The 13,607-nt window shown below is 69.2% G+C and carries 9 protein-coding genes; 3 read left to right on the forward strand and 6 right to left on the reverse strand.

The window, feature by feature from the left end:
- Together B7X32_RS11490 and rpoC are read left to right on the forward strand one after the other, a co-directional pair.
- On the forward strand, positions 1-3,173 hold a 3,173-nt coding region (locus B7X32_RS11490; RefSeq protein ID WP_292719624.1), incomplete at its 5' end, for a DNA-directed RNA polymerase subunit beta.
- Between the two features lie 68 nt (positions 3,174-3,241).
- Positions 3,242-7,108 carry a DNA-directed RNA polymerase subunit beta' gene (gene rpoC, locus B7X32_RS11495; RefSeq protein ID WP_292719626.1) on the forward strand — a complete coding sequence of 1,289 codons (3,867 nt, stop codon included), beginning with the start codon at positions 3,242-3,244 and terminating at the stop codon, positions 7,106-7,108.
- 83 nt (positions 7,109-7,191) lie between these two features.
- On the opposite strand, the gene B7X32_RS11500 is transcribed toward rpoC, so the two are convergent.
- Positions 7,192-7,797 (reverse strand): hypothetical protein, encoded by a 606-nt coding sequence (locus B7X32_RS11500; RefSeq protein ID WP_292719628.1) that lies wholly within the window; start codon positions 7,795-7,797, stop codon positions 7,192-7,194.
- A gap of 96 nt (positions 7,798-7,893) precedes the next feature.
- Between B7X32_RS11500 and B7X32_RS11505 the strand changes: the two genes are divergently transcribed.
- A complete protein-coding gene (locus tag B7X32_RS11505; protein WP_292719630.1) occupies positions 7,894-8,376 on the forward strand; it encodes a GNAT family N-acetyltransferase in 483 nt (160 codons plus the stop codon).
- Position 8,377: 1 nt separating this feature from the next.
- On the opposite strand, the gene B7X32_RS11510 is transcribed toward B7X32_RS11505, so the two are convergent.
- The 5 genes from B7X32_RS11510 to B7X32_RS11530 are packed head-to-tail and all read right to left on the reverse strand — an operon-like array spanning position 8,378 to position 13,394.
- Positions 8,378-9,172 (reverse strand): ATP-binding cassette domain-containing protein, encoded by a 795-nt coding sequence (locus B7X32_RS11510; protein ID WP_292719632.1) that lies wholly within the window; start codon positions 9,170-9,172, stop codon positions 8,378-8,380.
- On the reverse strand, positions 9,169-9,957 hold the full coding sequence (locus B7X32_RS11515) for an ABC transporter ATP-binding protein (RefSeq protein WP_292719634.1): 789 nt from the start codon (positions 9,955-9,957) through the stop codon (positions 9,169-9,171). The genes B7X32_RS11510 and B7X32_RS11515 overlap by 4 nt, the downstream gene beginning before the upstream one ends.
- Complete coding sequence (locus B7X32_RS11520) at positions 9,954-10,880, reverse strand: ABC transporter permease (RefSeq protein WP_292719636.1); 927 nt, start codon at positions 10,878-10,880, stop codon at positions 9,954-9,956. Before B7X32_RS11520 ends, B7X32_RS11515 begins: the two co-directional genes overlap by 4 nt.
- Entirely contained in the window at positions 10,877-11,830 is a 954-nt protein-coding gene (locus B7X32_RS11525) for an ABC transporter permease (RefSeq protein WP_292719638.1), read from the reverse strand. Before B7X32_RS11525 ends, B7X32_RS11520 begins: the two co-directional genes overlap by 4 nt.
- Positions 11,831-11,840: 10 nt before the next feature.
- Positions 11,841-13,394, reverse strand: a complete 1,554-nt coding sequence (locus B7X32_RS11530) for an ABC transporter substrate-binding protein (protein ID WP_292719640.1) — start codon at positions 13,392-13,394, stop codon at positions 11,841-11,843.
- Between the last annotated feature and the right edge of the window lie 213 nt (positions 13,395-13,607).

Here is a 13,607-nt window from a genome sequence, read left to right on the forward strand (position 1 = left end):
GCAAGGAGCGCGGCAAGACCTACGCGGCCCCGCTCTACGTCGAGGCCGAGTTCATGAACCACCAGACCGGTGAGATCAAGACCCAGACGGTCTTCATGGGCGACTTCCCCCTGCAGACCGCCAAGGGCACGTTCATCATCAACGGCACCGAGCGCGTCGTCGTCTCGCAGCTGGTCCGCTCCCCGGGCGTCTACTTCGACAAGACCCCCGACAAGACGAGCGACAAGGACATCGTCTCCGCGCGCGTCATCCCGTCCCGTGGCGCCTGGCTCGAGTTCGAGATCGACAAGCGCGACCAGGTCGGCGTGCGCATCGACCGCAAGCGCAAGCAGTCCGTCACCGTCTTCCTCAAGGCGCTGGGCCTGACCAGCGAGGAGATCCTCGCCGAGTTCGCCGGCTTCGCCTCGATCGAGGAGACCCTGGCCAAGGACACGATCCTCACCAAGGAGGACGCGCTCCGCGACATCTACCGCAAGCTCCGTCCGGGCGAGCAGGTCGCCGCCGAGGCCGCCCGCGCGCTGCTGGACAACTTCTACTTCAACGCCAAGCGCTACGACCTGGCCAAGGTGGGTCGCTACAAGATCAACCAGAAGCTCGGCCTGGACACCCCGCTGGACGAGTCCGTCCTCACGGTCAAGGACGTCGTCGAGACGATCAAGTACCTGGTGCGCCTGCACGCGAACGTGGAGACCTTCGAGGGGATCCGCGGCGGCAAGAAGGCGGAGATCCGTCTCGCGACCGACGACATCGACAACTTCGGCAACCGTCGCATCCGCGCCGTCGGCGAGCTCATCCAGAACCAGGTCCGCACGGGCCTGTCGCGCATGGAGCGCGTCGTCCGCGAGCGCATGACCACGCAGGACATCGAGGCGATCACCCCGCAGACCCTGATCAACGTGCGCCCCGTCGTGGCCGCGATCAAGGAGTTCTTCGGCACCTCGCAGCTGTCGCAGTTCATGGACCAGAACAACCCGCTCGCGGGTCTGACCCACAAGCGCCGCCTCTCGGCCCTGGGCCCCGGTGGTCTGAGCCGCGACCGCGCCGGCGTCGAGGTCCGTGACGTGCACCCCTCGCACTACGGCCGCATGTGCCCGATCGAGACCCCGGAAGGCCCGAACATCGGTCTGATCGGCTCGCTCGCCACGTTCGCGCGGATCAACTCGTTCGGCTTCATCGAGACCCCCTACCGCAAGGTCGAGGACGGCAAGGTCACCGAGCACATCGACTACCTGACCGCCGCCGAGGAGGTCGACTTCAACATCGCCCAGGCGAACGCCCCGCTCGCCGCGGACGGCCGCTTCACCGAGGCGCACGTGCTGGCCCGTCCGAAGGGCGGATCCGGCGAGGTCGACATGTTCCTCCCCGAGGAGATCGGCTACATCGACGTCTCCCCGCGCCAGATGGTGTCGGTCGCGACCTCGCTCGTGCCGTTCCTCGAGCACGACGACGCGCAGCGCGCGCTCATGGGCGCCAACATGCAGCGCCAGGCCGTGCCGCTGCTCCGTTCCGAGTCGCCGTACGTCGGCACCGGTATGGAGGGCTACGCCGCCATCGACGCCGGTGACGTGATCACCGCCGACAAGGCCGGTGTGGTCTCCGAGGTCTCCGCGGACCGCGTCGTGGTCATGCTCGACGAGGGCGGCACGCAGGAGTTCTACCTCCGCAAGTTCGACCGCTCGAACCACGGCACGTCCTACAACCAGAAGGTCGTCGTCTCGGCCGGTGAGCGCGTCGAGGTCGGCGAGGTCATCGCGGACGGTCCCGCCACGGAGAACGGCGAGCTCGCGCTCGGCAAGAACCTCCTCGTCGCCTTCATGACGTGGGAGGGTCACAACTTCGAGGACGCGATCATCCTCAGCCAGGACCTGGTGAAGGACGACACCCTCTCCTCGATCCACATCGAGGAGTACGAGGTCGACTCGCGCGACACGAAGCTCGGCAAGGAGGAGATCACCCGTGACCTCCCCAACGTCAGCCCCGAGCTCCTGAAGGACCTCGACGAGCGCGGCATCATCCGCATCGGCGCCGAGGTCCGCCCCGGCGACATCCTCGTCGGAAAGGTCACCCCGAAGGGCGAGACCGAGCTCTCGGCCGAGGAGCGCCTGCTCCGCGCGATCTTCAACGAGAAGAGCCGCGAGGTCCGCGACACCTCCCTGAAGGTGCCGCACGGCGAGCAGGGCACCGTCATCGCGGTCAAGGAGTTCAACGCCGAGGACGGCGACGACGAGCTCGGCTCCGGCGTCAACCGCCGCGTCGTGGTCTTCATCGCCCAGAAGCGCAAGATCACCGAGGGCGACAAGCTCGCCGGCCGTCACGGCAACAAGGGCGTCATCGCGAAGATCCTGCCCGTCGAGGACATGCCGTTCCTCGCCGACGGCACTCCGGTCGACGTGATCCTGAACCCGCTCGGCATCCCGGGCCGCATGAACTTCGGCCAGGTGCTGGAGACCCACCTCGGGTGGATCGCCGCACAGGGCTGGAAGATCGAGGGCAACCCGGAGTGGGCCGCGCGCCTTCCCGAGGAGGCGTTCGACGTCGCCCCCGGCACCAAGGTCGCGACCCCGGTGTTCGACGGCGCCAGCGAGGAGGAGATCTCCGGTCTGCTCGACTCGACGCTGCCGACCCGTGACGGCGTGCGCCTGATCGACTCGACCGGCAAGACCACCCTGTTCGACGGTCGCTCCGGCGAGCCGTTCCCGGGGCAGATCTCCGTGGGCTACATGTACATCCTGAAGCTCCACCACCTCGTCGACGACAAGATCCACGCGCGTTCGACGGGCCCCTACTCGATGATCACCCAGCAGCCGCTCGGCGGTAAGGCCCAGTTCGGCGGCCAGCGCTTCGGTGAGATGGAGGTGTGGGCGCTCGAGGCCTACGGCGCCGCATACGCGCTGCAGGAGCTCCTCACGATCAAGTCCGACGACATCCTCGGCCGCGTCAAGGTCTACGAGGCGATCGTCAAGGGCGAGAACATCCAGGAGCCGGGCATCCCGGAGTCGTTCAAGGTGCTCATGAAGGAGATGCAGTCGCTCTGCCTGAACGTCGAGGTCCTCTCGGCCGACGGCACGGCGGTCAACCTCCGCGACACCGACGACGAGGCCTTCCGCGCCGCCGAGGAGCTGGGGATCAACATCTCCAGCCGCTTCGAGTCCGCCTCGATCGACGAGATCTGAGCCAGAACCGATTCGACGGGCCCTCGGGGCCCTCAATCAACAGTTTTTATTGAGACACAGGAGAACTAGTGCTCGACGCAACAACGTTCGATGAGCTTCGCATCGGTCTGGCCACCGCAGACGACATCCGCAAGTGGTCCTACGGCGAGGTCAAGAAGCCCGAGACCATCAACTACCGCACGCTGAAGCCGGAGAAGGACGGCCTCTTCGGCGAGCAGATCTTCGGCCCGTCCCGCGACTGGGAGTGCGCCTGCGGCAAGTACAAGCGCGTGCGCTTCAAGGGCATCGTGTGCGAGCGATGCGGCGTGGAGGTCACCAAGAGCTCCGTGCGCCGTGAGCGCATGGGCCACATCGAGCTCGCCGCGCCCGTCACCCACATCTGGTACTTCAAGGGCGTGCCCTCGCGCCTCGGCTACCTGCTGGACATGGCGCCGAAGGACCTCGAGAAGGTCATCTACTTCGCCGCGTACATGGTCATCTCGGTCGACGAGGACGCGCGTCACCGCGACCTGGCGACCCAGGAGAACAACATCCGCCTCGAGCTGAAGACGCTCGGCGACCGCCGCGACGCCAAGATCGCGGAGCGCCTCGCCAAGCTGGAGGAGGAGCTCGCGGCCCTGGAGGCCGAGGGTGCCAAGGCCGACGCGAAGAAGAAGGTCAAGGACGCCGCCGAGAAGGAGATGTCCCTGATCCGCAAGGGCGCTGACGAGGCGATCGTCAAGCTCGAGCGCGTGTGGGAGGACTTCCGCACCCTCGAGGTCGGCGCCCTCCGTCCCGAGGACGACGTCTTCCACGAGCTGCAGGACCGGTTCGGCCAGTACTTCGAGGCCCACATGGGCGCCGAGGCGATCCAGCGCCGCCTCGCGGCCTTCGACCTCGCCGCCGAGTCGGAGAAGCTGCACCTGCAGATCTCCGAGGGCAAGGGTCAGCGCAAGATCCGTGCGATCAAGCGCCTCAAGGTCGTGAACTCGTTCCTGGAGACCGGCATGAGCCCGGCCGCCATGGTGCTCGACGTCGTGCCGGTGATCCCGCCGGAGCTGCGCCCGATGGTGCAGCTGGACGGTGGCCGCTTCGCGACCAGCGACCTGAACGACCTGTACCGCCGTGTGATCAACCGCAACAACCGTCTTCGTCGTCTGATCGACCTCGGCGCCCCCGAGATCATCGTGAACAACGAGAAGCGCATGCTGCAGGAGGCCGTCGACGCGCTGTTCGACAACGGCCGCCGCGGTCGTCCCGTCACGGGCACCGGCAACCGCGCCCTGAAGTCCCTCAGCGACATGCTGAAGGGAAAGCAGGGTCGCTTCCGCCAGAACCTGCTCGGCAAGCGCGTGGACTACTCGGGCCGTTCGGTCATCATCGTCGGACCGCAGCTCAAGCTGCACCAGTGCGGTCTGCCCAAGACGATGGCGATCGAGCTGTTCAAGCCGTTCGTGATCAAGCGCCTGATCGACCTGGGTCACTCGCAGAACATCAAGGCCGCCAAGCGCGCCGTCGAGCGCATGCGTCCCGAGGTCTGGGACGTGCTCGAGGAGATCATCCGCGAGCGCCCCGTGCTGCTGAACCGCGCCCCCACCCTGCACCGCCTGGGCATCCAGGCCTTCGAGCCGCAGCTCGTCGAGGGCAAGGCCATCCAGCTGCACCCGCTCGTCTGCGCGGCGTTCAACGCCGACTTCGACGGTGACCAGATGGCCGTGCACCTGCCGCTCTCGGTCGAGGCTCAGGCCGAGGCCCGCGTGCTGATGCTCGCCTCGAACAACATCCTCAAGCCGTCCGACGGCCGTCCGGTCACCCTGCCCTCGCAGGACATGATCATCGGCCTGCACCACCTGACCACGGTCAAGGAAGGCGCCGTCGGCGAGGGGCGTGCGTTCGGCTCCGTGGGCGAGGCGATCCTGGCGAAGGACGAGGGCACCCTCGACCTGCAGGCCAAGGTCCGCATCCGCATCCCGGGTCTGACGTTCCTCGAGGGCGAGGCCCCCGAGGGCTACGAGCGCCACGGCCTCGTGGACACCTCGCTCGGCCAGGCGATCTTCAACGACACGCTCCCGAAGGGCTACCCCTTCGTGCGCGGCGTCGCCGACAAGGGCAAGCTGTCCCAGATCGTCAACAAGCTGGCCGAGGAGTACCCGAAGGTCGAGACGGCCGCGTCGCTGGACCGGATCAAGGACGCCGGCTTCTACTGGGCCACGCGTTCCGGCGTGACGGTCGCGCTCAGCGACGTCGTCACCCCGCCGAACAAGGGCGAGATCGTCGCGGGCTACGAGAAGCAGGCCGAGAAGGTCCAGGGTCAGTACGACAAGGGCCTCATCACCGACGCCGAGCGTCGTCGGGAGCTCATCCAGATCTGGACCGCGGCGACGGACGACGTCCAGGCGGCCATGATGGCGAACTTCCCGGTCGACAACACCATCAACCGGATGGTGTCCTCCGGCGCCCGTGGTAACTGGCTGCAGATCCGTAACATCGCGGGTATGCGCGGTCTGGTGAACAACCCCAAGGGTGAGCTCATCCCGCGTCCGATCATCTCCTCGTACCGCGAGGGCCTGTCGGTGGCGGAGTACTTCATCGCCACGCACGGTACCCGCAAGGGTCTCGCCGACACCGCTCTGCGCACCGCCGACTCGGGTTACCTGACCCGTCGTCTGGTGGACGTCTCGCAGGACGTCATCATCCGTGAGGACGACTGCGGCACGTCGAAGGGCCTGGAGCTGCCGATCGCCGCGCCGAACAGCGCCGGCGAGCTGGTGCGCGACGCGAACGTGGAGAACTCCGTGTTCGCCCGTACGCTCGCGTCCGACGTCGTGAACGAGGCCGGCGAGGTTCTCGCCAGCGCCGGTGAGGACGTCGGCGACGTGCTCATCGACAAGCTGGTCGCGCTCGGCGTGGAGACCATCAAGGTCCGCTCCGTGCTGACCTGCGACTCGGCCGTCGGCGTCTGCGCGCAGTGCTACGGCCGCTCGCTGGCCACCGGCAAGACGGTGGACATCGGCGAGGCCGTCGGCATCATCGCGGCCCAGTCGATCGGTGAGCCCGGAACGCAGCTGACGATGCGTACCTTCCACCTCGCCTCCGCCGGTGACATCACGCAGGGTCTGCCGCGTGTCCAGGAGCTCTTCGAGGCGCGTACCCCGAAGGGCGCCTCCCCGATCGCCGAGGCCGATGGCCGCATCACGATCGAGGAGACGGACAAGTCGAAGAAGGTCATCCTCACGCCCGACAACGGCGACGAGGAAGTGGTCTACCCGGTGCTGAAGCGTGCGACGCTCCTCGTCGAGGACGGCCAGCACGTCGTCGTCGGCGAGCCGCTCCAGGTCGGAACGCTCGACCCCAAGGAGGTCATGCGCGTCATGGGCGCCCGCGAGGTGCAGCGCTACCTCGTCAACGGCGTGCAGGGCGTGTACCGCTCCCAGGGTGTGCCGATCCACGACAAGCACATCGAGGTCATCGTGCGCCAGATGCTGCGCAAGGTCACCGTCGTCGACCACGGCGACACGACCCTGCTGCCCGGCGAGATGCTCGACGCCCGTCGTTACCAGGACGTCAACCGTGAGGCCGTCGCGGCGGGCAAGCGCCCGGCGTCCGGCCGTCCGGAGCTGATGGGTATCACGAAGGCGTCGCTCGCGACCGAGTCGTGGCTGTCGGCCGCATCCTTCCAGGAGACGACCCGCGTGCTCACGCAGGCCGCCATGGAGGGCAAGAGCGACCCGCTGGTCGGCCTCAAGGAGAACGTCATCATCGGAAAGCTGATCCCCGCGGGGACCGGCCTGCGCCGCTACCGCGACATCACGGTGGAGGCGACCGAGGAGGCCAAGAGCGAGCGCTACCCGAACCGGATCTTCGCATCCGACGGTGCGTACGCCGACGGAGACTTCGGCTACGTCGACTTCGACGCGTTCTCGACCGACGACATCACGCCCGGCACCTACAACTGAGTGACGGACTGATCGTCTGACGAAGACCCCCGGATCCACACGGATCCGGGGGTCTTTCGCGTTCCCGCCTCAGGGGCGCCCGCTCAGGGGAAGACGCTCGCCACGATGCTCGAGGTGTAGCCGGTCGGGGCGAGGTTGGAATAGCGGGTGTCGATGAGCACGTCGTCGCGCCAGAACAGCGTGCGACCGTCGGTGACCGGATAGGTCGGGTCCGGCCATTCCTTCTCGCAGCGCGTGCCCTTGTCCGGCGTGTAGCAGCTGTAGCCCTCGATCTTGACGAGGCCGTTCAGCATGTCCAGCGCCTCGCCGCGGGCCTTGCGGGAGATCGTCGTGGTGATCCTCGTCGTGTCGGCCTTCGGATCCGCCCAGATGCAGATCAAGCTCCCGTCGGACTGCACGCCGCTCGGTCCGAACGCGGGGGAGTTCAACGGGATGTCGCCGAGCTGCGAGCGGACATCGGCGGACAGGATCGCGGTGCAGTCCTTCGGCAGGGCGACCGGGGTCGAGGTCGGGGTGGGCGTCGGCGATCCGCCCTTCCCGGAGGACGGCGTCGTGGTCGCCGACGCGGCGCCGGATCCGGTCGCCGAAGGGGATCCGCCGGATGCGCCGGGGGTCGTGGGGCTGCACGCGGCCAGCGCGGCGGCGAGGGCGAGCACGGTGAGAGCGACCGCGACGCTGCGTGTCTTCATGGCGCCCAGGATAGGCCCCGGGGATCCCCGGTCCTGGCGGCGCTCCGGAGTAGCCTGGGGAGAACTCCGGAGTCCGTCCGGAGAGATGGGGGCGGCATGAGCGAGCATGGTGTGGTGGTCGTGGGCGAGGTGCGGGTCGATGAGATCCGCGACCCCGGCGGGGTGCGCGAGAGCGTGACCGGCGACGCCGTCGAACTCGCCACGGCCCTGCTCGGTCACGGGCTGGCCCTGACCGTCGTCGCGCCGGTCGCGGAGGACGCCGACGGCGCGGTGCTCGGCTTCGCGTATGCGCAGCACTGGCGCGCGAAGTCGGCCTATCGGTTCAGCGCGGAGAACACGATCTACCTGAGCCCCGCCGCCGCGGGGCGCGGACTCGGGAAGGCGCTGCTGGAGGCGCTCCTCGACGCGTCGGCGAAGGCGGGACTGCACGAGCTCATCGCGGTCATCGAGCCCACGGCGGCTGCGGCCTCGATCGCCCTGCACCGCCGCTACGGTTTCGTGGACGCCGGGCATCTGAAGGGCGTCGGCGTGAAGTTCGGCCGCACCCTGGACGTGCTCTTCCTGCAGAAGTCGCTGTAGCTCAGCGCCGCGGGATGACCGGGATCGCCGCGAGCAGGCGCTTCGTGTAGTCCTGCTCCGGGTGGTGCAGCACGCGTGAGGTGGGGCCGTGCTCGACGATCCGGCCGTCCTTCATCACGGCGACGTCGTCGCACAGGTTCTGCACCACGCCGATGTCGTGCGAGACGAGCACCAGGGTCATGCCGTCACGGCTGAGGCCTCGCAGCAGGTCGAGGATCTGCGCGCGCACGGTGACGTCCAGGGCCGACAGCGGCTCGTCGCCGATGAGGATCCTGGGGCGGTGCGCGATCGCCCTGGCCAGCGCCACGCGCTGACGCTGACCGCCGGAGAATTCGTGCGGGTAGCGCGATGCCGCCGCCGGGTCGAGGCCGACCTGGGCGAGCACCTCGGCGACCCTGGCGCGGTGGTCGCCGTCGATGTCGAGCGCGCGCAGAGGCTCCGACACGATCCGTCCGACCGACTGCCGCGGATCCAGCGAGGCGTACGGATCCTGGAACACGAGGCCGGTCTCTCGGCGCAGCCAGTGCAGCGCCCGTGCCGAGGCGGCGGCGTCCACCGGGCGTCCGTCGACGTGGACGGTGCCGGCGGTCGGGCGGTCGAGCCCCAGCAGCAGCCGGATCAGGGTGGACTTGCCGGATCCGGACTCGCCGATGATGCCGAGCGCGCGGCCCGCGGTCACGTCGAGGTCCACGTCGTCCAGCGCGACGGTGCGGGCGCGCCGGGCGAACGGCTCCTTCCGCGCAGCGAGGTACTCCCGGCGCAGCCCGCGGGCGCGGATCAGCGGGTTCTCGGTCATCCCTCGTCCTCCCCGCGCCACAGCGTCGCGGTCGCGTCGCGCAGCAGGCCCTGTGTGATCGGCGACGCCGGCGCGGTCAGCAGCGTCTCGATGGGCCCCGATTCGACCACGCGGCCGTCGGCGAGCACCACGGCGTGCGTGGCGACCTGCGCGAGCACGGCGAGGTCGTGCGTGATGAACACGAGCGACATCCCGTCCGACTCCACGAGCGAGAGCAGGAGCGTGAGGATGCCGGCCTGGATCGTGACGTCGAGGGCGGTGGTGGGCTCATCCGCGACGAGCAGGCGGGGGCGCGCGGCGAGGGCGATCGCGATCGCGGCGCGCTGGCGCTGGCCGCCGCTCAGCTGATGCGGGTAGCGGTCGACGATGCGGTCCGGATCCGGCAGCGCGACCCGGGCCGCCTCGGCGACGGCGCGGACGCGGGCGGCCCGGCGGTCGATGCGCTCGTGGATGCGGATGGTCTCCGCGATCTGACGCCCGATCGTGCGGATCGGGTTGAGCGCGGTCCGCGGCTCCTGGAAGACCATGCCGATCTCGTCGCCGCGGATCCCGGCCAGCTCGCGGTCGGGCAGGTCCAGGATCTCGCGCCCGTTCCAGCGCACGCTGCCCGAGGCCGAAGCGCCGTCGGGCAGCAGCCCCATGAGCGCGAGCGCCGTGAGCGACTTGCCCGATCCGGACTCGCCTATAAGGCCGACGCGCGCGCCGTCGGGCACCGCGAAGGACACGCCGTCCACGACCCTGCGGCCGTCGATCTCGATCACGAGGTCGGTCACCTCGAGCGTCATGCGGTGACCTCCGGCAGACGGGCCACGCCGGCGCGGGCCCGGCTCGACGGACGCCGTCCGGTGCGCAGCGTGGGATCGGTCGCGTCGCGCAGCGCGTCGCCGAGCAGATTGAACGCGAGCACCGTGACCGTGATCGCGAGCCCTGGCCACACCACGGTGAGCGGGTGGATCTGGATGTAGCGCTGCAGGTCGGCCAGCAGGATGCCCCAGGACGGGTCGACGACCGACGCGCCGAAGCCGAGGTAGGACAGGCCCGCCTCGGCGAGGACGGCCGTCGCCATGGCCCAGCTCAGCTGCACGATGAACACCGGGGCGATGTTGGGCAGCAGATGCTGCACCAGGTTCTGCAGGGGGCTCAGGCCCGATGCCTTCCCCGCGACGACGAAGTCGCTGTGCTGCACGCGGCGCAGCTCGGGGCGGGTGACCCGGGCGACGTTCACGCCGAAGCCGATGCCCACCGCCCAGACCACGACCCAGAGGGATCCGCCCTGCACCGTGGAGATGAGCATGGCGATGATGAGCACGGGGAAGGCGATGAGGACGTCGACGAGCACCGCCACGGTCTCGCGCACCCCGCGCGCGGTGAGCGCGCCGAGGGCGCCGAGGGCGAGCCCGATCAACGTCGCGATCACGCCCGCTCCGACCGCCACGAGCACGGTCGTGCGGGATCCGGCCATGATCAGGCTCAGGATGTCCCGCCCGGTGAGGTCGGTGCCGAGCAGGTGCGGCCACCCCGGCGGCAGCCAGCGCGACGCGACGTCGGTGGCGCGGGGGTCGAACGGCGTCCAGAACAGCGACACCAGTGCGGTGGCGAGGATCACGGCCACGACGATCAGCCCGAACATCCCCGACGCGGCGGAGAGGAGGCGGCGGAACGCGTTCGGCCTGTCCCTGGGCCGCTCGACGGCCTGGTCGCCGGTCATTCGTCGGCCTCCCGCTGCCGGGGGTCGAGAGCGCGATGCACGAGGTCGACGACGAAGCCGATGACGAGCACCATCCCCGTGAGCACGAGCAGCTCGCCCTGCACCTTCACGAGGTCGCGCGTGCCGACGTCGGCGACGAGCATGCGCCCGATCCCCGGCAGCGTGAACAGCTGCTCGACGACCACGGATCCGACGATGATGCCGGCGACCTGGATGCCGAGGACCGTGATGATCGAGAGGCCCACGGCAGGGAGGCCGTGCTGGATCAGGGCGCGGTTGCGGGTGAGGCCCTTCGCCGCGGCCGTGCGCACGAAGTCCTGCGACGCGGCCTGCAGCGTCGCGCTGCGCACGAAGCGCAGCAGCAGCGCCCCTTCGATCGCGCCGATCGTGAGCGCGGGGAGGATGAGCGCCTGCAGCGCCGCTCCCGGATCCGCCCAGCCCCCTCGGGGGAAGCCCTGCGCCGGCAGCCACCCCAGCCACACCGCGAACACGACGACGAGCATCATGCCGGCCCATACGACGGGGACGGCGGCGATCGCCTGCGCCGCGGTGTTCAGCGCGGTGCCGGCGGCCCGCCCTCGCAGCATGGCGGATCCGATGCCCAGCGGCACGGCGATCACCAGGGCGACGAGCAGCGACAGCGTCGCGAGCGGTACCGTCACCTGGGCCTTCTGCGCGAGCTCGGCGGCGACGGAGGCGCCGTTCAGCTGCGACGTGCCGAGGTCGCCGTGCAGCACGCCGCCGATCCAGCCCAGGTACTGCAGCACGAGCGGCTGATCCAGCCCGAGGGCCTTGCGGATCGCGTCGACCTGGGCCGGCGTCGCCTTGTCTCCCGCGAGCAGCTGCGCCACATCGCCGGGGAAGACCCGCAGGGCGAGGAAGATCAGCGCGCTCGCGACGAGGAGCCCCGCGATGAGCAGGGCTCCTCGGGTGAGCGCATAGCGGAGCACAGAGCCGAGGCTACTTCGAGACGGTCACGCCGCGCAGGTCGAGCCGCGAGTTGATCGAGTCCTTCGGGAAGCCGTTCACTCCGGCGCGCACCGCGGTCAGCGTCTGATCCTCGTACAGCCAGTCGGCGGCGGCGTCCTTCGCGACGATCTCGGCGGCCTGGGAGAGCAGGTCCGCCGACTTCTTCGCGTCCAGCTCGGTCTGCGACTGGGTGTAGAGCTTCTGCACCTCGGGGTTGTTGTATCCGAAGTAGTAGTCGGGGTTGGCGAAGTTGCCGAAGTCGCGCGGCTCGACGTGCAGCACGAAGCTGAGGTCGTAGTCGTGCTTGGTGAAGACGGAGTCCAGCCAGGCGGGGAATTCGACCGAGTTCACGGTGAGGGTCACGCCCACCTTCTTGAAGTCGCTCGTGAGCAGCTGCGGCACCGTGGTGCCGTAGAACGAGGGGATCGTGAGGGTGAGCGACAGGTTCTCCTGGCCGGCCTCCTTGAGCAGCGCCTTGGCCTTCTCCGGGTCGTACGGCGCCGTGCTCGACAGGTCCTTGTAACCCGGGTCGAGCTGGGGGATCGGGCCGTACAGCGTCGTGCCGACGCCGCGGGCCTCGATGATCGCCTTGTGGTCGATCGCCAGGCGGAGCGCCTCGCGGACGCGCTGGTCGTTCAGAGGCGCCTTGGCGTTGTTGAACGCCAGCGTGCCCTTGTCGGTGGTCCGGCCCTTCGTGAGGGTGAAGGTCCCGTTCTTGTCGAGCTGCGGGGCGAGGTTCGCGTCGACCGCGGTGAGCACGTCGAGCGTGCCGCTCTGCGCGGCGTTCACCCCGGCGGTGAAGTCGGGGATGTAGTCGAACACGATGCTCTTCACCCCGGCCTTCGTGCCCCAGTACTTGTCGTTGCGGGCGAAGGAGAGCGAGTCGCCCTTCTTCCACTGCGTGAGCGTGAACGGGCCGGTGCCGTTCTCCGCGGCCTGCAGATCTGTCGTGTCGCCCTTCTGGAACACGAGCCCCGCCGTGCCGGTGAGGCTGAACAGGAAGTTCTGGCTCGGCTGTGTGAGCGTGATGACGATGGTCTTGTCGTCCTTGGCCGTGATCGCAGCGACGTCGGCGAGGTCGGCGTGCCCCTGCACGGTCTTGTCGTCCTTGGCGGTCTGCAGCGAGGCGGCGACGTCGGCGGAGGTGAGCTTCGCGCCGTTGTGGAACGTGATGCCGTCGTTGAGCACGAAGGTGTAGGTGAGCCCGTCGGACGAGATCTCGTGGCTCTTCGCGAGCCGGTCGATGATCTTGTTGTCCTGGGTGCGGCTGACCAGGCCCTCGTAGATGTTGTCCACGAGCACCTGCTCGAGTGCGGCGCCGCTCGTGTGCCGGATGTCGAGGCTCGACGGCTCGAGCACGAGTCCCACGGTGAGAGCGGCGTTCGCGTCGGCGGCTCCCGCGGCGCCGCTGCCGGAGGGGGAGGGCGATCCGGTGCAGGCGGACAGCATCAGGGCGGCGGCCGTCAGTCCGGTGATCAGGGCGACGGCGGCGCGGCGCGGCGCGCGGGGCCGGCGCGGGGCGAGGGCTGCGCGGGTGCGGTGCATGCGGGGGATCCTCTCGGCGGTTCTGTAGGTACTGGTGGTGCTGACGGTGCGGGTGGTGCTGTGCGGTCGAGCCTAGGGCGGCGCCTCATCGCGGGGTGCGGGCGGTGAGACGCGGCGTCACAATCCTGAGTCCGTCGACGCGATCAGGTGCCGGCGCTGTCCGCGGCGGTGCGGATGATCTCGGCGAGGGCGGCCGGCGCCGTCTCCTGCAGG

This window comes from Microbacterium sp. 13-71-7, assembly GCF_002257455.1.
GTDB lineage: Bacteria > Actinomycetota > Actinomycetes > Actinomycetales > Microbacteriaceae > Microbacterium.

Coding starts and splice junctions, on each gene's coding strand:
- B7X32_RS11530 (WP_292719640.1), bottom strand. CDS start 13,394: ATGCACCGCACCCGCGCAGCCCTCGCCCCGCGCCGGCCCCGCGCGCCG.
- B7X32_RS11505 (WP_292719630.1), top strand. CDS start 7,894: ATGAGCGAGCATGGTGTGGTGGTCGTGGGCGAGGTGCGGGTCGATGAG.
- B7X32_RS11500 (WP_292719628.1), bottom strand. CDS start 7,797: ATGAAGACACGCAGCGTCGCGGTCGCTCTCACCGTGCTCGCCCTCGCC.
- B7X32_RS11515 (WP_292719634.1), bottom strand. CDS start 9,957: ATGACGCTCGAGGTGACCGACCTCGTGATCGAGATCGACGGCCGCAGG.
- B7X32_RS11520 (WP_292719636.1), bottom strand. CDS start 10,880: ATGACCGGCGACCAGGCCGTCGAGCGGCCCAGGGACAGGCCGAACGCG.
- B7X32_RS11510 (WP_292719632.1), bottom strand. CDS start 9,172: ATGACCGAGAACCCGCTGATCCGCGCCCGCGGGCTGCGCCGGGAGTAC.